A 23,872-nucleotide genomic window follows, 5' to 3' on the forward strand; every position below is an offset into this window, starting at 1 on the left:
GACCGCGCGTGCGGTCGCCGCCGGAGCGGAGGCGGGTCGTGAAGCGCAACCGTTGGCTGCTGCGCGACCCGTCCGAGGAGTCCGTGGGCCGCGTCTTCTGCTTCCCGTACTCCGGCATGGGCGCGTCGATGTTCAACCGGTGGCCCCGCTGGATCGACGGGATCGAGGTCTGCCTCGTGCAACTACCCGGTCGGGAGAACCGCGTCCGGGAACCCCACTACCGCAGCTACGCGCAGCTGGCGGACGTGCTGTCCGAACAACTCCTGCCGCTGCTCGACCGACCGTTCGCCTTCTTCGGTCACTGCGCCGGCGCGTTGCCGGCGTACGAGACGGCGCGTCGCCTGCCCGTCGACCGGCTGCCGCACCCGGCCAGCCTCGTGGTCTCGGCCCAGGTCGCGCCGCACCACTGCCCGCACGACCGGTTCCTGGCCCTCACCGACGAGGAACTCCTCGACGAGCTGGCCGACCTCGCGGTGCGGCGCGGCGGGCAACCGGATCCCGCGATGCTGGCACTGAGCATGGCGGTGCTGCGCGAGGACCTGGAGGCCAACCGCTACTACCGCCTCGACGAGCCGGCCCCGGTCCCGATGGACATCTCGGTGCTGCACTGGGCCGACGACCCCGAGGTGACCGAGGCCGAGTTGCGGGGCTGGGAGCACTACAGCGACGACGTGCGGTTCGACGTCCTCGCGGGGGGCCACTACGAGTTCCTGAACGCACCCGAGACGCTGCTCGCCCTGCTGTCGACGCAACTACAGGAGCGTGCCCCGCGATGATCGACGAGCTGTTCCGGCAGATCGCCGCACTGCACTCCGCCCGGACGGCGGTACGGGCCTGGGACGGCGAGCTGACCTACGACGAGCTGCACCGGCGCGTGGACCGGCTCGCCCACCGGTTGCAGCAGGCGGGCGCCGTGCCGGGGGCGGTGGTCGGAGTGCACCTGCCACGTTCCGCCGCGGCCGTGGTCGGCCTGCTGGCCGTCCTCCGCTCCGGCGCCGCGTACGTCGCGCTCGACGACCGCTACCCGCCGGAGCGCCGCGATGCCATCCTGCGGGACGCGGCTGTCGACCTGGTCCTCACCACACCCGCCGGAGCGCCGGGCCTGCCGACCGGCTGCCGGGCCCTGCCGGTGCCGGACGCCCCGGACGACGGGCCGGCGGCCCCGTCCGCGGTCCGGGCCGGCCCGGAGCACCTCGCCTACCTCGCCTACACGTCGGGCTCCACCGGCAGGCCCAAGGGGGTGTGCGTACCGCACCGGGCCGTCGTCCGACTGGTCGTGGGGAACGGCTTTCTGCCGGTCCGCGACGACGACGTGTTCGTCCAGTACGCACCCCTGGCGTTCGACGCGTCCACGCTGGAGGTGTGGGGCCCGCTGCTCAACGGGGCCTGCCTCGTCATCCCGCCGCCGGGCGATCTCTCCCCGGAGGAGATCTGCGCCCACGTCGCCGCACAGCGCGCCACGGTGCTGTGGCTCACCGCCGGCCTGTTCCACCGGGTGGTCGAGGCCGGCCTCGACGACCTGCGCGGACTGCGGTACCTGCTGGCCGGCGGGGACGTCCTCTCCGTACCGCACGTGAACCGTGCCGTGGCGGCGCTGCCCGACACCGTACTGATCAACGGGTACGGGCCGACGGAGAACACCACCTTCAGCACCTGCCACCGGATGACGTCCGTGGTCACCGGCAGCACCGTCCCGATCGGGCAGCCGATCCACGGCAGCACGGCGTACGTCCTGGACGACCGGCTCGGGCCGGTGGACGACGGTCAGGTCGGCGAGCTGTACGTCGGCGGGACCGGCGTCGCCCACGGATACCTCGGTGACCCCACCCTCACCGCGACCCGCTTCGTCGCCGACCCCTTCGCCGCCACCCCCGGCTCGCGCATGTATCGCACCGGCGACCTCGTCCGGCGGACCGGGGAGCAGTTCGAGTTCGTCGGCCGGCGGGACCGGCAGGTCAAGATCCGGGGCTTCCGGGTCGAGCCGGCGGAGGTGGAGGCCGTGGCGGTCGAGGCGCCGGGCGTGACCGACGTCGCCGTCGTGGTGCAGAACGACGCGCGCGGGAGCAGACGCCTCGCAGCCTTCTTCACCGGGACCGCGTCCGTGCTGGAGCTCCGTCGACGACTGAGCGAGGTGCTGCCGTCGTACGCCGTCCCCGCCCGGGTGACCCGGCTGGACGCGTTGCCGCTGACCGCGAACGGCAAGGTCGACCGGACGGATCTGGCGGGCCGGGAGTCCCACAGCCGGCCCGAGGTCAGCGCCGACCATCGGACACCGGCCACGGAGCTGGGGCTGAGCATCACGCAGTTGTGGGAGGACCTCATGGGCCTCGACGGTATCGGTGCCGACGACGACTTCTTCGAACTCGGCGGGCACTCGCTCCTCGGGGTGCAGATCCTCGCGGAACTCCGGCAGGCACACGGCGTCGAGGTGTCCCCGCTGTCGTTCTATCTGGACCCGACACCGGCCGGACTGGCCCGCACCGTACGGGCCGCCGCCCACCAGATGCAGGAGATCCGGTGAGGATCTCCAGCGGAGTCCGACCCCTGACCACGCCGGTGGCGGACGTCGACCTGTTCGCCCCCGACTTCTACGCCACGGGTGACCCGCACCCGGTGTGGGCCGAGATGCGGGCCCGGCACCCGCTGCACCGGCAGGAACTGCCGGACGGGCGGGCCTTCCTGTCGGTCACCAGGTACCAGGACGCCTGCCGGGTGCTCAGCGACCACCGCGAGTTCACCTCGGAACAGGGCAGCCTCCTGCAACAGTTGGGCCACGGCGACCGGGCGGCCGGACTGATGCTGGTGTCGACCGACCCGCCCCGGCACACCGAGCTGCGCACCCCGCTCAACCGCGTGCTGAACGCCAGGGCGGTGCGCGACCTCGAACCGGACGTCGTCCGGGCGGTCCGCCGGATCCTGCTGCCCGTGCTCGACCGTACGGAATGGGACCTCGCCGAGTGCGTCGCCCAGCTGCCGATGGCGGTCGCCGGGACGCTCATGGGGATTCCCGAACCGGACTGGGCCGAGCTGACGCGGTGGACCGCGATGGCCACCGCGCCAGAGGACCCCGGGCTGTGCGTGCGTCATCCGGCCGTCACCCTGGCCATCGCCCACCACGGCCTGTTCGACTACTTCGCCACGCAGTTGCGCGACGACGGACGCCAGCGACGGGACGACCTGATCGGGCACCTCGCCGGCATGCTGGCCGGTGGCCGGCGGCTGACCACCGAAGAGGTCATCTACAACTGCTACAGCCTGCTGCTCGGCGCGAACGCCACCACCCCGCACGCCGTCACCGGCACCGTCCTCGCGCTCATCGAACACCCGGCGCAGTCCGTCGCCGCACCGGAGGCACTGACCGGCCTGGTCGAGGAGGGCCTGCGGTGGACCTCGCCGGCCAACAGCTTCCTGCGCCACGCCCGGCAGGACGTGGAACTCAGCGGCGGCCTGGTCCGTCGGGGCGAGGCGGTCGCGGTCTGGGTCGGGTCGGCCAACCGGGACGCGGACGTCTTCACCGATCCCTACCGGTTCGACATCGCCCGCCCGGACAACCGGCACATCGCCTTCGGATTCGGCCCCCACTACTGCCTGGGCGCACCGCTGGCGCGGCTGACGCTGGCCGTCTTCTTCGCCGAGTTGTTCCGGGCGTTCGAACGGATCGAGCTCAACGGCCCGGTGGAGCACCTGGCATCGAACTTCATCGCCGGCATCACACACCTGCCCGTGCTGGCCCGGCGGCGCACGGCATCCCCGAGGGAGTTCGCCGAATGAGCGACGCGACGCAGGCCATGGTGGAGATCTGGCGGAGGCACCTCGGTGACCAGCCGATCGGCCCGGACGACGACTTCTACGCCCTCGGCGGGGATTCGCTGATCGCCCTCCGGGTCGTCGCGGACGCCAACGCGCGGGGCATTCCGGTCGAGCTGCGCGACCTGCTGTACTTTCCGACCGTCGGCGAGTTGGTGGCGGCGGTGGCCGGCCGCGACGGACCTGCCGACGGGGTGGGGGAGCACCAGCCGTTCAGTCTCCTGGACCCCTACGACCGGGCGTTGATGCCGGCGGAGGTACGCGACGCCTGGCCCGCTTCGGCCCTGCAGGTGGGGCTCATCTACCTGAGCGAGGCGTCGGGCGACCCCCGTCTCTACCAGGACCTCATCGGTGTCGAGGTGACCGGGCCGTTCGACGAGGCGTTGTTCACGGCCGCGCTCGACGAGCTGTGCGGCCGGCACCAGGCCCTGCGCTCCTCCTTCGACCTGGGCGGTTTCAGCGTCCCCGCGCAACTGCTGTGGTCCTCGGTGGACCCGCCGCTGACCGTCGAGTACGCCACCACGGCCGAACCGGTCGCCCGCTGGCGTGAGACGCAGCTGTCCCAGGCCGTCGACTGGGGTCGTCCGCCGGCCCTCCGCTGCCACGTGGTGGCACTCGAGGGCTGCTTCCACGTCACCCTCACCCTCCACCACGCTGTCCTCGACGGCTGGAGCTACGCGCGACTCTGCTACGAGCTTCTCGCGCTGTACGACGCGAAGCTCACCGGCCGGCCGGCGGACCTGCCGCTGCCACCGGCCTCCGGGCAGCGGGAGTTCCTCCGGCTGGAACGGGAGGCCGTCGACGACCGGGAGGCCGCCGACCACTGGCACGCCGAGGCGGACGTGCCCGGCCTGCTGCTCGACCGTGGGCGGTTCGGCGGCGCGGCCGACCCACGGGAGATGCTCACCTTCGAGGTCGGGGAGACCCTGCTGAAGGGCCTCAGGGCGGCGGCCGGCAGCATCGGCGTCCCCCTGAAGAGTCTGGTTCTCGGCTGTCACATCCGGGCCCTGAGCACCTGGACCGGTCGGGACCGCGACGTGGTGACCGGGTTGACGGTCAACGGCCGGCCGGAGACCGCCGGCGCGGACCTCCTCGTCGGACTGTTCCTCAACACCGTGCCCATCCGGGTGCCGGTGGTGCCCGAGGACCAGGTGGAACTGTGCCGCAGCGCCCTCGCCGCCGAGCAGCGGGGGATGCGTCACCGCCGGTACCCGCTGGCCATGATCGAGCGACGACTGGGCCGGCCACCGTTCGACACGGCGTTCAACTTCACCCACTTCCACGTGTACGACCAGCTGGAGCAGCTGACCGCGATCAGGCCCGGCGCGTGGTGGGCCTTCGACAAGGCGAGCTTCCCGTTCATGGTCGACTTCATGATCAACTCTCGTGACCTGGGTACCGCCGTCGCGGTGGCCTACGATCCCGACCTGTTCGACAAGGCGCAGGTGACGACGTACCTGGAGCGGTACCGTGATGCGCTGCACGCGGCGGCGGGGATGCCCGACTGATGGCCGGTCCGCTGGTTGTCGTGTACGACCGCGGCGCCGCGTCGGCCGCGGAGGTCGCCGTCGGACTGGGGGCGCTCGGCCCGGTGGCGTTCCTGGTCAACCCGAACGCGTACACCGACCGGACCGGGGAGGTGCTGCGCCGGCTGGGGGACGTCGTACCGTTGACCGGCGACCGCGAGGCTGATCTGGCGGCGGTGCGTCGGCTCACCCCGGCGGCGGTCCTGACCTTCTCCGAGCCGATGCTGCCGGTCACCGCGTGGCTGGCCGACGCGCTCGGCCTGCCGTTCCACTCGATCGCCACGACCGAGCTGCTGACCAGCAAGGTCCGGCAACGTGAGCGACTGCGCCTGTGCGGCGTCGACGACGTACGCAGCCGGCCGATCTCCTCGATCGACGAGTGGGCCGCCGCCAGGGACCACGTCGGCCTGCCCGCCGTGGTCAAGCCCGTCCACGGCCAGGGCAGCCGGAACACGTACGTGATCACTGACGACGCGGTGGCGCACCGGGTGCTCGCCCCGCTTCTGCCGGCCGGCCGGGCGTCCACGGTGGTGGTCGAAGAACTGCTCGTGGGCCGATCGGGCGGACCGTACGGCGACTACGTGTCGGTGGAGAGCTGCCACGGGCCGCAGGGGCTGCGGCATCTCGCCGTCACCGGGAAGCTCCCGCTGGTGCCGCCCTTCCGGGAGACGGGGCAGTTCTGGCCGGCGGCGGTGACCGACGTCGAGCGGAAGGAGATCCTCGATCTCGCCACGCGTGCCCTCACCGCGCTCGACCTGGGCCCCGGCCTGACCCACACCGAGATCAAGCTGACCGAGCGCGGGCCGCGGATCATCGAGGTGAACGGTCGCCTGGGCGGCCACGTCAACGCCCTGGCCCGGCACTGCGCCGGCTTCGACATGGTCCGTCTCGCCGGGCAGCTGGCACTCGGCCGACCGGTGACCGTGCCCCGGATCGACCAGCCGGACAGGGTCCACTTCCAGTACCACACGTTGGCCCCGGTCGAGCCCTGCGAACTCGTCTCGATCAGTGGCGCGGCCGACGTCCGCCAGGTCGACGGCATCGACGGCTTCCGGGCGTACGCACGGGTGGGCGACGTCCTCGACGCCGACGTGATGACCCGGCATCTCGACCTCCACTGGGGGCGCTGTGACCGGCCCGCCGACCTGGCCGCGCTCATCGCCGCGGCCCAGCGTCGGATCTGTTACGAGTTCCGGTTCCACGACGGCACCCGGCGACTGAGCGCGGCCGAGCTGCATCGGGAGGTGCCGGTATGACGGTGGTCCATGATGCGACGCGCCAGTTCCGGTCGCGAACGACGTCCGACGGTGACGAGACCCGCACCAGGATGCGGACCCGGGTCCTGGTCGCGGACCACGATCCGCTCTGGCGTCACCTGCTGTACGACGTGCTGAACGGCGACAGCCAGCTCGACGTCGTGGCCGAGGTGGACGGCCGCCGGCCGCTGGCGGACTGGCCGCTGCAACGCGTCGACGTGGCCGTCCTCGGAGCCAGCCACGGGGAACCGATGGTCGGTGCGATCCGACAGCTGACCGCCCGGCGGATCAGGGTCGTCCTTCTCTGCCTGGACTGGTCCCGGCGCAGTCTCGACGCCGCGGTGTCGGCCGGCGCCGCCGGCTGCCTGGTGAAGGAGACCGATCTCAGCGGCGTGGCCGGCAGCGTGCAGGCGGTTGCCGGCAGGAACCGGGTGTTCTCGGCGGCCCTGTTGAACTTCTACGTCGACCCGGCCGGGGTGGACCGGCGGTCCCGGGACGCGGTGCAGAAACTGACCGCCCGGGAACGCGAGGTGCTCTGCCGCCTCGGCGAGGGACTCACCACCGCCGAGGCGGCGGACCTCTGCGGGGTCTCGAGCGCCACCGTCAAGAGCCACGTCTCGCACGCCCTGGCCAAGCTCGGCGCCCGTAACCGCCTGGAGGCGGTCCTCATGGTGCGTGACGCTCTGGGCGCCCCCGCGCCAGGGGCGTACTGGGCCCCGGATGCCGCCGCGGGCTGACCGCGTGGAGCCGGGATGCCGAACACGGTCAGCAGCCGACGGTCGACGAGCAGGCTGCGGTACAGCGCCAACTGGCCGTCCACACCGACTGGCGCGTCCCGACGGAAACCGTACGTCGCAGGATCCTCCGCTGGAGTTCGTGAAGGTCGGGTGCGTCGAGGCCACGGCACGCCAACAGGGTCAGCCCCTCCCGACAGACCTCAGCCGCCTCGTCCACCCGCTGGTCGGCATAGAGCGCCAGCGCCAGCAGGCGCCGCACCTTCTCGTTGTACGGGTCGACGGCGATCATGCCGGCGAGTTCGCCCGTGGCCTCCAGGTAGCTGCCGATCTCGACCAGCGCCTCGGCGCGGATCTGCATCGCCGACCGGCGCAGCGCGTCCAGACGGTTGATCTCGGCCGTGGCACCCCACCAGTGGGCGATGTCCGCGAAGGCGGTGCCCCGCCACAGCGCCAGCCCGTCCCGGAGCAGCCTCGCCGCCTGCCGCGCCTCGGCGGCACCGCCGGTGCGCAGCAGCCGGCTGCCCTCCAGCACCGCGCTCTCGAAGACCTGTGCGTCGATGCTGTCCCGCGCCACCTCCAGCAGGTAGCCCCGGCTGGCCGGCGTGCCCACGGTCCGCACCGTGGCCGCCGGGCCGTCCTGGCCGGGCGGGCGTCCGAGCTTCTGGCGCAGGTGTGAGACGTGGCTGCGGAGAGTCGTCTCGGCTGCCGCGGAAGCGGACTTTCCCCACAGCAGGTCGACGAGTTGGCCCGCGTCGGCCGGCCGGCCGGCGTGGAGTACCAGTGCCGAGAGGAGACCGGAGACCTTCGGCCCGAGTTGCACGGTGTGATCGAGGCGCTCGAGACGCAACGGCCCGAGGACGGAGATCCTCGTCGATGCCGACCCGGACCGACGGGCGGGTGTGGATCTTTCCTGACCGAGGTCCGTGTTCATGGCGAGATCAGGATCCGACGACGGGTCGCGTGCGTCGCCCCGGCGGACGCGCAGGCGCAGACGAGCGAACAGACCATTTCCGCCCTCACAATCGGTGGCTGTGCGGCACTGGTTTTTTTCCGTGGGTCACATCCGGAAGCGGCCAGTGGGTACGGCGGTGGAGCAGGACTGCGACTCAGGGACAGGCGGTGGCACGGGTCACCCGTGCCGGCAGGGCGACGCGGCTGGCCGTGTCGACGGTGCGGGTGGTGTACCGGTTGATGTCGATCTCCGGCCCGGCGCCGAAGACGTGGCTGGTCAGGCGTGGGGTGCTGGCGTCGGCGTGGGAGTCGCCGTCGGCGTAGCCCAGGATGACCACGGGTGTGGTCAGTGCCTCGACCGACAGCAGCAGGTCGGCGAAGTCGCCCGCCGGGGCCCGGCCGACGGGCTTGGCGGGTACGGGTTCGAAACCGAGGCGGGTCTTGAACAGGAACAGACCGGGCTTGGCGACGTGTCCGTAGAGGTTGGGGTCGTTGCCCATGGTCACCTCGGGATAGCCACGCCTGCGGGTCTCCTCGAAGGCGTGCAGGTAGATCACCCGGGCGAGGCTGTGTTCCCGCCAGCGGGCCTCGACGGCGGAGAAGAGCAGCCACACCGAATCGTCCTGCGGGAACTCCCGGCACACGCAGCCGCCGACCAACTCACCCTTCTCGTAGGCGAACACGCCGAAGGTCGTCGGATTGTCGATCATGCCGGTGCGCATCGGGCCGGCGAGCGAGAGGCCGAAGGCCATGCCGTTGACCCGGCTCTCGTACAGGGTGAGGAACGGGTCGAGTTGGTCGGCGCCGAGCGTCTGGTGCACCTCGATGTGCACGTCGGCGTCGGCCGCCCGGTCGATGGCCCGGCGGAGGTCCTGGCGGGCCTTGCGGGCGAGCCGGGCGGCGTAGTCGTCGACCGAGCGTGGGGTGGGCGCCCGCCAGCTCAGCCAGATCGGCTTACGGATGAACCCGGCACGGGCGAGGTCCGCCCACGTGTCGCGGGGCGGTTCGGGAACCCGGATGAGGGCGACCGGGGGCAGGTCGCCGGCGCGGTGGGCGGCGAGTGCCTCGTGCGCGTCCGCCTCGGCGATGGGAAGCCCGTAGTCGTCTCGAACGTGCATCGTGGGCACCTTCCGCAGTGCTGACCGGTTACGGGTGGATCGGGAAAGGGGACTGTCGGGGGTTGCCGGCACCTCGCCGGGCCGGGCGAGGCGCGCCGTGCCGGGCGGCACGGCCGGGGCGACGGGAACGGTGCCGATCGGGCCGTCGCGGTGTCGTTCACGTCCGGACCGGTTCGGTGGTGTCCGCCATGGTGGGCGGTGGTTCGTCCAGGCGGCGCCACCGGGCGGGGCGTAGCACCAGGGTGAGCGCCACCATCAGGTACAGCAGTCCGCTCAGGGCGATCGCGGCGGTCAACCCGAGGGCGGACGCGGCCCAGCCGCCGAGCACGCCGCCGATCGGGATGCTGGCCCAGGAGAACGCGGTGGCCAGACCGAACATCCGGGCCTGCAACGGTGGCGGGGTGCGCTCCAGGATGGTCGCGGCGATGATCGGGTTGACGGAGGACAGCGCCAGGCCGCAGAGGAAGGTGATGGCGACCACCACCAGCAGGTCGTGGCTGAACGCCATGACCAGGAAGCGCGGGGCCCCGCCGACGAGCAGCCCGATCGTGAAGGTGACGTAGCGGGGCAGCCGCGTGGCGGCGATGGAGAAGCCGATGTTGCCGACGATCGCGCCGAGGGCGAGCGCGCCGCTGACCGCGCCCAGCGCGGCCGGGTCGTCGAGCACGTCGTCGACCCAGAGCGGGATGTAGACGGCGACGCTGGCCTGGTTGAACAGGTTGATGATGAACATGACCGCGAAGATCCCGACGGCGACCTGGTCCTGTCGCAGGTGACGCAGCCCGATGCCCAGTGCCTTCAGGTACGGTTCCCGCTCCGTCGTGGCGGCGCTGGTGGGTCGTCCGATGGATGCCGGGATCAGCGCCGTCACGACGGCGGCGGCCACGGCGAAGGTCGCCGCGTCGATGAGGATGGCCTGGGTGATGCCGAACCAGGCGATGATCAGACCGGCGACCGGTGCGCCGACGAGGATGCTCATCCGGTGCAGGCCGTCGTCGATGGCACTGACCCGGGCCATCGAAGCACCCGCCGCGGCGATGGTGGCGTGCGCCATCGCCCGCTTGGCGTTGTCGCCGAGGCCCCGGAGGACACCGATGACGGCGACGAGACCGAGCAGCGTGGCGAAGCCGAACTGGTAGGTGACGGCCAGCAGCACCATGCCGGCGGCACTGGCCAGGTCGGCCGTGATGGAGACCCGACGGGCACCGAGCCGGTCCACCAGCGGTGGGCCCAGCGCGCTGGTCAGCACGTAGGGCAGCATCTCGGCCGCGACGACCAGGCCCATCCGGGTGGGGCTGCCGGTGGTGACCAGGACCAGCCAGGGCAGCGTCACCGTGGACACCCGGGTGCCGGTGTCGGAGATCGTTCCGGCGGTGAGCAGTCCGACGAGGGCGGCCCGGGACCGGGTGGACACCGTCACTCCGGTGAACCGACTGCCGCACAGGTACGGGCGAGATAGCGGTCGCGCAGTGCGCGTTTGTCGACCTTCCCGTAACCGATCATGGGCAACGCGTCGACGAACTCCACGTCGCGCGGGGTCCAGTTGGTGTCGAGGCGCTCGGTGACCAGGTCGCGGAGCTGCTCGGCGGTGACGGTGGCCCCCGGTGCGGGCACGACGAAGGCGTACGGCGCCTCACCGTAGGCGTCGTCGGGTACGGCGACGACGGCCGCGTCGTGGACGTCGGGGTGGGCGGTCAGGACATCCTCGACCGGCCCCGGGTAGACGTTGACGGCGCCGGGACCGGTGACGATGAGCTCCTGGTCGCGTCCCACCAGGTAGAGGTAGCCGTCCTCGTCGAGGTGTCCGGTGTCCCCGGTGTGCAGCCAGCCGTCGACCAGTGTCCCGGCGGTCAGCTCGGGCTGCCCCCAGTACCCGGCCATCACCAGCGAACCGGTGATCCACACCTGACCGTGCTGACCGGGCGGCAACTCCCGTCCGGCCTCGTCCCGGATGGCGATGCGTACGTCACCGTAGGCGCGTCCGCAGGAGCGCAGCAGGTGCGGCCGGCTCGGGTCGTGCTCGTCGCCGTTGAGTTCGGTGATCAGGGGCGCCTCGCTCATCCCGTACGCCACGCGCACGATGGGCCCGAAGCGTTCGAGTGCCTGGGTCAGCCGGGCAGGGGCGACGGTCGAGCCGCCCAGGGTGATCATCTCCAGGCTGCTCAGGTCGGTCCGGCCGAGCAGCGGGCAGTCCAGCAGCTCGTACAGGCGGGGTGAGGCGGCGTTCGTGCTGGTGATGCGCTCCTGCTCGATGAGCGTGAAGAACTGCCTGGCGTCGAAGGAGTCGCACATCACCTGCGTCCCGCCGGCGAACAGCATGCCCATGACGCCCAGTTGCGAGCTGACGTGCCAGAAGACGCCGTAGTAGAGGTGGCGCGTCGGGCGGCCCTCGCCCGCCCACCTGGTGGCGAGTTCCAGGATCGTCTGGAACAGCACGTTGCGGTGGTGGACCAGTTTGGGGCGCCCGGTCGTACCGCTGGTCTGGAACACCGACGCGGGTTCGCCCGTGGTGTCGGCCGGGTCCAGCGCCCGCCGGGGTGCCTGCCACAGGTCGGTGCCCAGGGCGGCGGGGCCGAGGGTGAACACGGCCGGGGTAGCCGACCGTCGGGCCAGTTCGACGCCGGCCTCGGCGTGGGTGCGGGGGTCGTACACCAGCGCGTCCGGGCGGGCCTGGCCGAGGAAGTCCAACTGGTGTTCCAGGGGCGCGTGGGCCACCCAGACGGACCGGCAGCCCAGCAGGTGCAGGGCGAAGTGCAACATGACCACGTCCGGGTGGTTGTTGGCGACCACCGCCACCGCCCGGCCCGCGACCATTCCCTGCCCGCGCAGGGCCTCGGCCAGGTGCAGGACGCCGTGCCGCAGCTCGGCGTAGGTCAGCCGGCGGCCCTGGTACACGATCGCCTCCGCCGGACCGTACTTCTCGAACAGCGCCAACGCCTGCGGGACGTAGTTGGCGGGTGCAGCGGTTGGAGTGTCCACGGGGCGATCTCCTCGGGCCGGAAGCTCGGTGTGGGGGGTCAGGACGACTCTGAGCCGAGCCGGATCGCCCGCGCGACCTGCTCGCGGCGCAGCCTGTCGACCTCGTCGGCGACGTTCTCGTCCTCGGTCATCAACCGGTCGAGGTTGGCGTCCTGGTAGCTGAGCACTCCCATGTCGGCGAAGGCCCGCTGGAGTTTCGGGCCGAACAGGCCGATGTCCTTGAGGGTGGGCACGATCCGGGAGAACAGCTTGGACCGGAAGTACTGGTAGTGCTCGGAGTCGCGCATGAAGGCCATGCACTCGGCGGCGTCCAGGTCGAGGGCGGTCCAGACCTCCTCGCCGACGAAGCGTTGCTGGAGCATGTGGCAGGCCTCGATGCAGAACTCCTCACGTTCGTCGCGCTCGGCCTGGGTCAGCTCGGGGTAGTAGTCGCGCAGGGCCAGCCGACCGAAGGCCACGTGACGTGCCTCGTCCTGCATGACGTAGGCGTTGAGCGCCTGGGCGAGCGGTTCCTTGGAGTAGTCGCGGATCTGCCCGAACGCGGCCAGGGCGAGACCCTCGATGAGGACCTGCATGCCCAGGTAGGTCATGTCCCAGCGGGAGTCCGAGATGATGTCGTTGAGCAGGTCCTTGAAGTGCGGATTGATGGGATAGGCGAAGCCGATCTTCTCCCTCAGGTAGCGGGAGTACGCCTCGACGTGGCGGGCCTCGTCGACGACCTGGGTCGCGGCGTAGAACTTGGAGTCGATGTCCGGTACGGTCTGCACGATCTTGGCGGAGCAGATGAGTGCGCCCTGTTCGCCGTGGAGGAATTGGGAGAACTGCCACGAGTTCATGTGCAGCCGGACATTGGCCTTTTCTCTGCGGTTCAGTGACTGCCAGGTGCGCGACCCGTAGATGGCCACCGACTCTTCCGGTATGCCCATCGGGTCGTCATGATCGATCTCGATCGTCCAGTCGAGTCGTTCCGCCGCGTTCCACTGCCGCTGTTTGCCCTTTTCGTAAAGGGTGAGCAGTTTGTCCCGGCTCTCGTCGTAGTCCCAGTCGAATACGGTGGTGTTCCCTGCCTTGATGTGCCAGCCCGTCTGGTCGACAGGGAGGGCGTACAGCCGGGTGCTCAATGATGCCTCCGCCTCATAAATGGCTAACGTCGATTATGGACTTGTGGTTGTTTGTCGGGCACTGGGGAGTTCCCTAGGATCGGGGGCCTCCGTAGGTCCGGGTCTGCTGCGTGGTGCGGCTTTTGCGTCGAGAGCCATCTCGCAAAAACCAATCCAATCCTGCTAATGTCCTATTGGCGTATGGCGGCGTATCGTCGAAGACGGGAGTCGATCTAGAATGGCCGGTCCCGGGGTTCGGTGGAAACCAGACGGTGGCAGCGGGTATGCGTCGGGACAGTGGTGCTGATGCCTCCGTTCGTGGGTCGTGACCCCGAACTGGCAGTCCTGCGGAGCGCCCTGGAGACGACAGGCCGAGCCGGCGTCCGGGTCGTGGCGGTGACCGGCGATCCCGGCATCGGGAAGACCCGGCTGCTCAGCGAGTTCGGTGAGCACGCCCGTCGCCGGGGAGCCCGGGTGGTGTCCAGTTCGGCCACCCGGGGCCGGCGGTCACAACCGTTGGCCCCGCTGCTCGACGCGCTGGTCGACTGCGACCGCTGCGCGAATCGGAAGACCGACCCGGGTGAGGCGCCGACGGGGGCCACCGCCTCGGTCCAACTGGTGCGCGATCTCGTCAACCGGACGGGCGACGCGGACGCCAACAACCTGGTCGTCATCGTCGACGACATGCACTGGGCCGACGAGACGACCATCGCCCTGCTGACCCAGCTCGTGCGTACCCCGTCGCCGGTGCCACTGCTGGTCGTGCTGGCCTACCGGCCCCGCCAGGCCCCGGTACGCCTGCACACCGCGCTGGTCGGCGCACCGGGCGACGAGTGGGTGCGGGAAGTACCGCTCGGGCCGATCACCGAGCAGGACGCGCAGACCCTGCTCGGTCCACAGTGCAGGACGCCGTGGCAGTGGGCCCTCTACCGACACAGTGGCGGCAACCCGTTGCACCTGCACGCGCTGGCCGCCGCCGCCACCGGGCTGTGCAGCACCGCCTCGGTGGTCGTCGGCGAGCTGCCCGTCACGCTGCGGATGAGGCTGGTCGGGGAGCTGGAAGCCGCCTCCCCGCTGAGCCGCATCGTCCTCGACGCGGCGGCGGTGGCGGGAGAGGTGTTCGAGCCGGCGCTGGTCGCGCAGATCGGCCAGTGCCGCGACGCCGAGGTGCACCGCGCGTTGGACGAACTGGCCGAACTGGACATCGTCCGCCCGGTCGCCGGTGGCCGGCTGATCAGCTTCCGGCACGCCGTGCTGTGGCGGGCCGTCTACGACGCGGTCAGCCCGGGCTGGCAGTTGGCCGCGCACGACCGGGCGGCGGCCGCGCTGTGCCGGCGCGGCGCCCCGCCCGAGGCGCTGGCCCCGCACGTCGCCCGCACCGCCCGCCCCGGCGACCTGACTGCGGTGTCGATACTGCACCGGGCCGCCATGGCGGCGCAGCACCACGCCCCGGTCACCGCGGCGCACTGGCTCCGTGTGGCCCTGCGGCTGCTGCCGCATCGACCCGACCACGACCTGCGACGCGTCGTGCTGCTGGTCCGCCTCGCCCAGTTGGCCGCCGTCGTCGGTGACCTGGTGGCGAGCCGTAACGCGCTGCACGAGGCGCTCAAGATGCGGCAACGTCGCCCGACGACCCGTCGCGCCCATGCGGTGGCCCTCTGCGTCATGGTGGAGCTGTCGCTGTCCCGACGTGCCGAGGCGGGCGCGTTGGCCCGGGCGGAGCTGGCCGCGTTGCCCGCCGCCCAGAGCATCGGACGGGCCATGCTCAGCTTCGAACTCGCCTGTCTGGAGTTGGCCGCGGGCCGCGCCGACGTCGCCCGGGAACTGGCCGCCGTGGCGTACACGGCAGCCCAGCGCCATCAGGCCCGCTCGGCGGAGGCCACCACGCTCGCCCTGCTGGCGGTGGCGGACACCGCCGCGCTGGACATGCCGGCCGCGCGTCGCCGCCTGGATCAGGCGGTCGACCTGCTCGACGCGATGCTCGACGGCGAGTTCGTCCGCAGTCTGCGGGCCGCCAAATGGGTGATCGAGGCGGAGATCCTGCACGAGCGCTTCGACGACGCGCTACGCCACCTGGACCGGGCGGTCTCCGGTGCCCAGCACAGCGGGCAGCTGTTGCTGCTGGCCCGGCTCCACGTGGCTCTGGCGGTGACGTTGCAGGTCAAAGGAAGGCTGCCGCAGGCACAGGAGTGCGCGCAGCGGGCGGCGGAGGTGGCCACCGCGGTCGGCGGCGAACGGGAGATCGCCGTGGCCCGCGTCCTGCGGGCATGGATGGACAGCCAGGTACGGACGACGGCGGAGACCTACCCGGAGGTGGATGCCCTGCCGGTGCTGTCCGACGGACCGTACTCGCTGTTGGTCCGCCGGTTGCTGGTGGAGATCGGGCTGGCCGGCGGGAACGTGGCCGCGTACCTGACCCGAACGCAGCTCGGTGACAACTCCGGCCCGTCCGCCTCCGACCTGTGCTCGCAGGCCGGTTGGTGCGAGGCGATGACGCGGGCGGAACTGGCCGCCGGTCGGACCGAACTCGCGGCGCACTGGGCCGACCGCGCCGATGCGGCCGCCGCCGTGCTCGACCTGCCAGGCCACACCGGGCTGGCCCTGCTCGCCAGGGCACAGGTGCTGGCCGCCGACGACCCGGCACGGGCGGTGGCCGCCGCTCAGGTGGCGGCGCGGGAACTGGCCTCCGCCGGCATGGTGGTGGACGCTGCCCGGGCCCGGATGGTCGCCGTCGGACCGCTGGCCGCACTCGGCCTGGTCGACGACAGCTACCGGGAGATAAAGGCGGTGCAGGCCGCGTTCGAGGGATGGGGCGCGCACCGGCTGGCCCGGCAGGCCGTGTTGGAGCGGCGTCGCCTGGCGGCGCGGTCGTCGCGCCGTACGGGCCCGGACGAACGCGAGGAGACGGCGGGCCTGAACCTGCTCACCCGTCGGGAACGGCAGGTCGCCGTGCTGGTCAGCCAGGGACTGACGAACCGGCGCGTGGCGCAGGAGCTGTTCGTGACCGAGAAGACGGTGGAGATGCACCTGGCGAACATCTTCGCCAAGCTCGGCGTGTCCTCCCGAGCGGTGGTCGCCCGCCTCATCGGGGCCACCGGGCAGCCGGTCGGTGCGGCGGTGCCGGCCGGGGAGGCGGCGGCGAACTGAGTCCCCGGCGCGGTTGGCAGGCACCCCCGGCGCCGGGGACGGTCGGGTCACAGCGGGATGTTGCCGTGCTTCTTGGCCGGACCGATGACCCGCTTGTCGACCAGGGCACGCAGTGCGCGGACGACCGTGGGCCGGGTCTCCGACGGCAGGATCAGGTCGTCGACGCAGCCGTGCTCGGCGGCCCGGTAGGGCGTGAGCAACCGGTCCTCGTACTCGTGGACGAGGACCTGACGCAACAGCGCGGGGTCGTCGGCCTGGGCGAGGGTACGGTGGTGCAGCAGGGCGACCCCGCCCGCCGCGCCCATCACGCCGATCTGCGCGGTCGGCCAGGCGAAGCACAGGTCGGCGCCCAGCTCCCTGGATCCCATGACCGCGTACCCGCCACCGAAGGCCCGCCGTACCACGACGGTGATCTTCGGTACGGTCGCCTCGATGTACGCGAACGCGAGTTTCGCACCCCTGCGGATGATGCCCTGGTGCTCCTGGGCGGTACCGGGCAGGTAACCGGGTACGTCGACGAGGGTGAGCAGGGGGATGTTGAACGAGTCGCAGAAGCGGACGAACCGCGCGGCCTTCTCCGCGGCGTCGATGTCGATGGCACCGGCCAGGTGCAACGGCTGGTTGGCGACCACCCCCACGGTGACACCGTCGACGCGGGCCAAGCCGCAGATGATGTTGGGAGCGAAGTCGGGGTGCACCGGCAGCAGGTCGCCGTCGTCGACGATCCGCCTGACCACCTCGTGCATGTCGAACGGGGTGGTGGCCCGATCGGGCACGAGCGTGTCGAGTTCCCGGTCGGCGCCGGTGGGCTCCAGCAGGGACGCCGACGGCCAGACCGGGGCCGGGTCGAGGTTGTTGGCCGGCAGGTAGGACAACAGGTCCCGGACGTAGTCGATGGCCTCGGCCTCGCTCGCGGCGGCATAGTGGGCGTTACCGCTCCGGGTGGCGTGCACCGTGGCGCCGCCCAGGGCCTCCATGCTGACCTGTTCCCCGGTCACCGCCCGGATGACGTCCGGGCCCGTGACGAACATGTGCGAGGTGTTCTCCACCATGACCACGAAGTCGGTGAACGCCGGGGTGTAGACGGCACCGCCCGCGCAGACCCCCATGACGAGGGAGATCTGCGGGATCACCCCGGAGGCGGTCACCATCCGACGGGCCACCTCGCCGTACGCGGCCAGGGCCAGCACCCCCTCCTCCACCCGGGCGCCGCTGGAGTCGTTGATGCCGACCACCGGGCAGCCGACGCGCATGGCGTGGTCGAGGATCTTGCAGACCTTGGCGCCGAAGACCGCCCCCGCGCTACCGCCCCGGTGGGTCGCGTCGTGCGCGTAGACACACACCTGGCGGCCGTCGACCGTGCCGAAACCGGTGACGACACCGTCACCGGGCGGCTGCGGCCCGGCGTACCCCCCGACGTCCCGGCGGGCCAGCCGGTCGGTCTCCACGAACGAGTCGGGGTCGAGCAGCGCCAGGATCCGCTCCCGGGCGGTCATCCGGCCCCGGGCGGCCAGCCGGCGGGCGGCCCGCGGGGAGCCGGGCTGCTCCGCCTCGGCGCGTCGGCGGCGCAGCTCGGTCACCTTCTCGGCGGTGGTCGGGGCGCGCAGGTCGGCGACGGCGCCGGCCGGCCGGCCGTTGGCCCGGGCCGGCCCCACGGCGGCGATCGTCGGCGGGTGTCCGCGCGGCGCCGGGGTCACTTGCGGGTGTCCTTGACGATCTCGCCGTCGCGGACGACGAGGACGACCCGGTCCGGGTCCTCGAACAGGTGCGGCTCGCTGAGCGGGTCGAAGTCCACCGCGACGAGATCGGCCAGCTTGCCCACCTCGACCGACCCGACCCGGTCGGCGACCCGCATGATGCGGGCGTTGACCGAGGTGGCGGAGACGATCGCCGCCATGGGCCCCAGGACGCGGGCCTTGAGCACGAGCTCCAGTCCGCGGTGGTTCTGGTCCGGTCCGATCAGGTCGGAGCCGGAGCCGACCAGCACGCCGGCCTCGCGGGCCAGCAACATGGCGTCGATCATGCGCTGCGCGGTGTCGCCGACCCGGTCCCGGAAGCCGGGAGCGAGTCCCTGCCGCGCGGCGTCGGTACGCATCGTCTCGGCGATGGCCAGGGTGGGCACCAGGTGCACGCCGTGGGCACCCATCATCGCGGCGGTGGCCTCGCCGAGGCCGGTACCGTGTTCGACGCAGCCGACACCCGCCCGGACGGCGTTGTGGATGCCGGCGTCGTTGTGGGCGTGCACGGTGACGTAGGTGTTGCGGGCGCGGGCCTCGGCGACGGCCACCGCGATCTCCTCGACGGTGTACTGGGTGTCCTCCAACGAGTCGGACACCGAGATGACCCCGCCGGTGACGGCCATCTTCAGGAACGACGCGCCCTGACGGAAGCACTCGCGGGCAGCTCGGCGGACCTCCTCGACGCCGTCGGCGTTGGGGGTCATCCCGGTCAGGCCGCGTACCGACAGGGGCGACGGGCCCGCCGGGGCCAGCGGAGAACCCAGCCGGCCGTGACCGCCGGTCTGGGACAGCGCCACGGCGGCGGCCCAGATCCGGGGGCCGGGTACCAGCCCACGTCGCACCGTACGCAGCACCCCGAGGTCGAGGCCACCGCAGTCACGGATCGTGGTGAACCCGGCGTCCACGGTCTCGCGCAGGTTGCGGAAGATGTCGGCGGCCCGTTCGGCCACCGACAGCTGCCCACCGAGCATCGCGCGGACGTCGCTGGAGTAGCCCACGTGGGTGTGCGCGTCGATCAGCCCCGGCAGCAGGGTCAACCCGCTCAGGTCGACCAGGTCGGCGCCGTCGGCCTGGACCCGCGTCCCCACCTGTGTGATCCGGTCGGCTTCGATCCGTACGGCCTGGTTGGTCACCGGCTCGTCGCCGAGCCCGTCGATGAGGGTGGCGCCGGTCAAGAGCATGGTCATGTGAGCAGGTCCTCCTGCGCGGTGTCGGGGGAAACGGCCGGCGTCGTGCCGGGACGGTCCGGACCGGCGTCCGGCGGCGCGGGCAGGACCCCGCCCCGGGCGAGGAAACCCAGCATCCGCGCGAACAACGCGGCGTCCAGCTCCGGTGGGCGGGCCAGGTCGGCCGGCAGCGCCGACCAGACGTTGTCGCAGCGCATCCGGGGCATGTCCCGGTCCGGGGTGTCGCCGAGCATCGCCATCAGCGGGGCGAGGTTGTTCGACGTCTCGTCGGCCTCGATCTGTTCGGTGAGCTGGTGGTGCCAGCGCTGCCAGTCGACGCTCGGCACCCGGTAGCCGCAGGCCCGCAGGTGGGTGAACATGTCGTTCCAGTCCAGCGGGTCGGGGTTGACGGTGTGGAAGGTGCCGCCGAGGGTCTCCGGTCGCAGGGACAGGGCGACCACGGTGCGCGCGACGTAGTCGACGCTGGCGGCGGCGAAGGCGTACCGGCGCTCGGGGGCCAGACCGAGGTCGAGGCAGCCCTGGATGACCTTGGTGACGTAGTCCTCCCGGTTGGTCGCGCCGGTGCGGCTGTCTCCGAGCACGGCACCGGCCCGGTAGACCGACACGGGCACGCCCCGTTCCCGGGCGATGCCGACGAGACCCTCGGCGACCCACTTGCTCTGGCTGTAGGCGGTGTCGTGGCCCACCGGCGGCGGCAGCGGGTCGTCCTCGTGGATCTGCCCGACGCCGGCGGCGACGGCTCCGGCGAGCACGGCCAGGGTGGAGATGTGGTGCACCGGCGTCGGCCGGCCCCGGGTGGACAGCCGCAGTACCTCCTCGGTGCCACGCACGTTCGTGGCCTTGAGGGACCGGTAGGGGCGCACGAAGTTGACCCAGGCGCCACAGTGGTAGATCGCGTCGACCTCGTCGGCGAGGGTGTCGAAGTCGGCCGGCGTCAGGCCGAGTCGGGGCCTGGCCAGGTCGGCGGGGACGACGCGCAGCCGGTGCGCGGGTGGTGTCGGCAGGCCGTAGGAGGTCAGGGCGGCGTGCAGGCGTTCGGTGCCCTCCTCGGGGTTGGCGGCCCGGACCAGGCAGACGATCTCGGCGCTGGTCTGCCGGGCCAGTTCGGCGCAGAGGAACGCGCCGACGAACCCGGTGGCGCCGGTGAGCAGCACCACCCGAGGAGGCCCGGTGCGGGCCGGCGCGGCCGCGTCGGGGGCGATCGCCGGGTCGAGGACGACCTCGGCGGCGAGGTCGGGGCCGCTGCCGTGCACCTCGATCAGGGGTCGCCCGGTCACGGCGGCCTCGATCCGGGCGGCCAGGCCGGCGACGGTGGGGTTGGCCAGGACGTCGCGGGCGGTGAGCCGGGGCGCGCCGAGACGGCGTAGTTCCCGGGCGGCCTGCGTGATCATCAGGGAGTGGGCGCCGCAGTCGAACAGGTCGTCGGTGACGCTGACGCGGTCCACACCGAGCAGGTCGCACCACACCCGCGCGACCTGGCGTTCCCGTTCGTTGCGGGGGCCGAGGTAGCCGTCGTCCGCTGCGTCGTCCTGGTCGACGCCGCCCGAGGTCGACGCGACGGAGGCGTCGGAGGTGGCGGCCGGTCCGGGGTCGGCGCCGACGGCGGTCGCCCCCGGTTCCACCCAGTACCGGCGGCGCTGGAACGGGTAGCCGGGCAGGCTGACCCGTCGGGCCGGCCGCGCGGTGTGCAGCGCCGGCCAGTCCACGCTCACCCCGGCCTGCCAGAGCCGGCCGACCGCGGCCATCAGGTGCGCGGTGTCCGGCAGCCGGTCGCGGGGGTGGCCCAGTGAGGCGACCGCGGTCGGGGTGGGGGCGAGCCGCTGCCCGGGCACCAGCGCGGTCAGCGCGCGCCCGGGCCCGACCTCCAGCAGCACCCGGTCGGGCGTGGCCAGGACGGTCCGCAGCGCGTCGGCGAAGCGTACGGGCTGCCGCAGGTGACGCGCCCAGTAGTGCGGGTCGGTGGCGTCCTCGGCGCGGATCCAGGTGCCGGTGACACAGGAGACGAACGGGGTGTGCGGTGGACGCAGGTCGCACTCCTTCACCCGGGCGGTGAACTCGTCGAGCATCGGTTCGACCAGCCAGGAGTGGCTCGCCGCCGGCACGTTGATCCGCCCGCAGTCCACGCCCCGGCCGGCCAGCAGCCGGTCGAGGGCGGCGACGTCGTCGTCCGGGCCGGCCACCACGGTCAACTCCGGCGCGTTCACCGCCGCGATCGACAGCCTCTCGTCGAGTAGTTCCGCGACCTGTGCCTCGGGCAGCGGTACGGCGAGCATCCGGCCCGGGGCCATCCGGGCGAACAACTCACCACGGGCGTAGGTGACGGCGAGCGCGTCGCCGAGGGTGAACACCCCGGACAGGCAGGCGGCGACGTACTCGCCGAGACTGTGGCCGAGCAGGGCGACCGGCTCCACGCCCCAGGACATCCACAGCTTCGCCAGCGCGTACTCCACGGCGAACAGCGCGGTGACCACGCCGGGTCCCTCGGCGCGGCCGAGGGCGCGCCCCCGTCCCGACCCGCCACCGCCGCCCGGGAACAGCAGCGCGGCGAGGTCGACGTCGAGGCGGTCGCGGAGCAGGGCGGCGCAGCGGTCGAACTCCTCGCGGAACACCGGCTGGCTGCGGTAGAGGTCGACACCCATGTCCCGGTGCTGGTTGCCGCCGCCGGGGAACATGAACACCGCCCGGTGGGCGGCGACCGGGGCGGTGCGGGTGACCAGCCGGTGCGGGTCCTCCCCCCGCAGCACGGCCACCAGGTCGGTCAGGTCGGCGCAGGCGGCGAACCGGCGTACCGGGAAGCCGCGCCGCCCTTCCTGGAGGGTGAAGGCGACGTCGGCCAGGTCGAGGTCCGGGTGGTCCTCCAGGTGGTCGGCCAGCCGGCGGGTGGCGGCGTCGACGGCGGTGCGGTCGCGCGCGGACAGCGGCACCAGGTGCCAGCCGGTCGCGGGTGCCGTGCCGGCCGGGTCGGGGACGGGCGGTGGCTGTTCCAGGACCACGTGGGCGTTGGTGCCGCCGACCCCGAAGGCGCTCACCCCGGCGCGGCGTGGTCCGGTGCCGGCCGACCACTCGGTGGCGCGGGTCGGCACGTAGAAGGGCGACGTGTCCAGGTCGAGGTCGGGGTTGGGGGAGCGGAAGTTCCGCATGGGCGGGATCCGTCCGTGCCGTACGGCCAGGGCGGCGCGCATCAGGCCGGCGGCTCCGGCGGCGGCGTCGAGGTGACCGATGTTGGCCTTGACGGAGCCGAGGGCGCAGAAGCCCCGCCGGGCGGTGCCGACGCGGAACGCCTGGGTGAGCGCGGCGACCTCGATCGGGTCGCCCACCTGGGTGGCGGTGCCGTGGGCCTCCAGGTAGCCGATGCTGCCGGGCGGGACCGCTGCCAGGGCGTGCGCGGCGGTGACGACGCGGGCCTGCCCGTCGACGCTCGGTGCGGTGAAACCGGCCTTGACCGCGCCGTCGTTGTTGACCGCGCTGGCCCGGATCACCGCGTAGACGTGGTCCCGGTCGGCCAGGGCGTCGGAGAGCCGGCGCAGCACCAGGACCACGGCGCCGTTGCCCGGTACGGTCCCCTCGGCGTCGGCGTCGAAGGGCCGGCACTGCCCGTCGGGGCTGAACACCCCGCCGTAGGTGTGCGAGTAGCCGGCCTTCAGCGGCAGGTTGATCGCCACCCCGCCGGCGAGCGCCAGATCCGACTCGTAGGTCAGCAGGGACTGGCAGGCCAGATGGGTGGCGACCAGGGAGGTCGAGCAGGCGGTCTGCACGGTGCAGGCGGGGCCGTCCAGGTCGAGGAGGTACGCCACCCGGGTGGCCAGGAAGTCCTTGTCGTTGAAGATGCGGGCCAGGGGTGCCATCGCCGAACGTTGGAAGCGGGGGTTGGTGGCGAGGTTGGCCATCAGGTACTTGTTCATGAACATGCCGGCGAACACGCCGACGGCGCCGTCGGTGCGGTCCGGGGTGTGGCCGCTGTCCTCCAGGGCCGCCCAGGCGGTCTCGCAGAAGACCCGCTGCTGCGGATCCATCGTCTCGGCCTCGGCGGCGTTGTAGCCGAAGAACTCCGCGTCGAAGTGGTCGGCGTCGTCGATCATCGCGCCCGCCGGAACGTACTCGGGGTCGGCGAGCAGGTGCGGGTCCACGCCGGCGGCGCGAAGTTCGTCGGGGGTGAAGCGGGTGATCGAGCCGACGCCGTCGAGCATGTTGGCCCAGAAGCCGGCGACGGTGTCGGCACCGGGCACCCGGCAGGCCATGCCGATGATCGCGATCGGTTCTACCCCGTCGGGCGGACCGCCGTCCGGGGCGGTTCCGGTGCTCTCCAAATGCGCGGTCACGGCCGG

At 72.2% G+C, this 23,872-nt stretch carries 15 protein-coding genes; 7 read left to right on the forward strand and 8 right to left on the reverse strand.

Translation table 11 applies throughout. The annotated features are described in order from the left end of the window. Positions 1–38: 38 nt before the first annotated feature. The 6 genes from AB0D32_RS14380 to AB0D32_RS14405 are packed head-to-tail and all read left to right on the forward strand — an operon-like array spanning position 39 to position 7,326. Positions 39–776 carry a thioesterase domain-containing protein gene (locus tag AB0D32_RS14380; RefSeq protein WP_357089414.1) on the forward strand — a complete coding sequence of 246 codons (738 nt, stop codon included), beginning with the start codon at positions 39–41 and terminating at the stop codon, positions 774–776. Beyond that, a complete protein-coding gene (locus AB0D32_RS14385) occupies positions 773–2,521 on the forward strand; it encodes a non-ribosomal peptide synthetase (RefSeq protein ID WP_357089417.1) in 1,749 nt (582 codons plus the stop codon). Before AB0D32_RS14380 ends, AB0D32_RS14385 begins: the two co-directional genes overlap by 4 nt. Continuing rightward, positions 2,518–3,771: a cytochrome P450 gene (locus AB0D32_RS14390; protein ID WP_357089419.1), complete on the forward strand. Its 1,254-nt coding sequence runs from the start codon at positions 2,518–2,520 to the stop codon at positions 3,769–3,771. Before AB0D32_RS14385 ends, AB0D32_RS14390 begins: the two co-directional genes overlap by 4 nt. Continuing rightward, entirely contained in the window at positions 3,768–5,315 is a 1,548-nt protein-coding gene (locus AB0D32_RS14395) for a condensation domain-containing protein (RefSeq protein ID WP_357089422.1), read from the forward strand. The genes AB0D32_RS14390 and AB0D32_RS14395 overlap by 4 nt, the downstream gene beginning before the upstream one ends. Continuing rightward, positions 5,315–6,589, forward strand: a complete 1,275-nt coding sequence (locus AB0D32_RS14400) for a hypothetical protein (RefSeq protein WP_357089425.1) — start codon at positions 5,315–5,317, stop codon at positions 6,587–6,589. Before AB0D32_RS14395 ends, AB0D32_RS14400 begins: the two co-directional genes overlap by 1 nt. Continuing rightward, positions 6,586–7,326, forward strand: coding sequence for a response regulator transcription factor (locus tag AB0D32_RS14405; protein WP_357089427.1), 741 nt, complete (start codon positions 6,586–6,588; stop codon positions 7,324–7,326). Before AB0D32_RS14400 ends, AB0D32_RS14405 begins: the two co-directional genes overlap by 4 nt. A 28-nt stretch (positions 7,327–7,354) precedes the next feature. On the opposite strand, the gene AB0D32_RS14410 is transcribed toward AB0D32_RS14405, so the two are convergent. The 5 genes from AB0D32_RS14410 to AB0D32_RS14430 all read right to left on the reverse strand — a co-directional run bounded on the left by AB0D32_RS14410 (position 7,355) and on the right by AB0D32_RS14430 (position 13,495). Next, positions 7,355–8,146 carry an AfsR/SARP family transcriptional regulator gene (locus AB0D32_RS14410; protein WP_357089430.1) on the reverse strand — a complete coding sequence of 264 codons (792 nt, stop codon included), beginning with the start codon at positions 8,144–8,146 and terminating at the stop codon, positions 7,355–7,357. Positions 8,147–8,432: 286 nt separating this feature from the next. Next, positions 8,433–9,395: a GNAT family N-acetyltransferase gene (locus tag AB0D32_RS14415; RefSeq protein WP_357089433.1), complete on the reverse strand. Its 963-nt coding sequence runs from the start codon at positions 9,393–9,395 to the stop codon at positions 8,433–8,435. 157 nt (positions 9,396–9,552) lie between these two features. Then, positions 9,553–10,809, reverse strand: a complete 1,257-nt coding sequence (locus tag AB0D32_RS14420) for an MFS transporter (RefSeq protein WP_357089436.1) — start codon at positions 10,807–10,809, stop codon at positions 9,553–9,555. 2 nt (positions 10,810–10,811) lie between these two features. Further along, entirely contained in the window at positions 10,812–12,374 is a 1,563-nt protein-coding gene (locus AB0D32_RS14425; RefSeq protein WP_357089439.1) for an AMP-binding protein, read from the reverse strand. 38 nt (positions 12,375–12,412) lie between these two features. Continuing rightward, complete coding sequence (locus tag AB0D32_RS14430; RefSeq protein WP_357089442.1) at positions 12,413–13,495, reverse strand: ferritin-like domain-containing protein; 1,083 nt, start codon at positions 13,493–13,495, stop codon at positions 12,413–12,415. A gap of 285 nt (positions 13,496–13,780) precedes the next feature. Here AB0D32_RS14430 and AB0D32_RS14435 point away from each other — a divergent pair, with 285 nt between their 5' ends. Continuing rightward, positions 13,781–16,621 carry an AAA family ATPase gene (locus AB0D32_RS14435; protein ID WP_357089446.1) on the forward strand — a complete coding sequence of 947 codons (2,841 nt, stop codon included), beginning with the start codon at positions 13,781–13,783 and terminating at the stop codon, positions 16,619–16,621. A 47-nt stretch (positions 16,622–16,668) separates the two neighbouring features. Here AB0D32_RS14435 and AB0D32_RS14440 read toward each other — a convergent pair whose 3' ends face one another. From AB0D32_RS14440 to AB0D32_RS14450, 3 genes are all read right to left on the reverse strand, one after another. Next, positions 16,669–18,228, reverse strand: a complete 1,560-nt coding sequence (locus AB0D32_RS14440) for an acyl-CoA carboxylase subunit beta (RefSeq protein ID WP_357089526.1) — start codon at positions 18,226–18,228, stop codon at positions 16,669–16,671. An 86-nt stretch (positions 18,229–18,314) separates the two neighbouring features. Next, positions 18,315–19,547 carry an amidohydrolase family protein gene (locus AB0D32_RS14445; RefSeq protein WP_357089449.1) on the reverse strand — a complete coding sequence of 411 codons (1,233 nt, stop codon included), beginning with the start codon at positions 19,545–19,547 and terminating at the stop codon, positions 18,315–18,317. Next, entirely contained in the window at positions 19,544–23,866 is a 4,323-nt protein-coding gene (locus tag AB0D32_RS14450) for a thioester reductase domain-containing protein (RefSeq protein ID WP_357089452.1), read from the reverse strand. Before AB0D32_RS14450 ends, AB0D32_RS14445 begins: the two co-directional genes overlap by 4 nt. Between the last annotated feature and the right edge of the window lie 6 nt (positions 23,867–23,872).

Source organism: Micromonospora sp. NPDC048170 (genome assembly GCF_040652795.1).
Taxonomy (GTDB): domain Bacteria; phylum Actinomycetota; class Actinomycetes; order Mycobacteriales; family Micromonosporaceae; genus Micromonospora.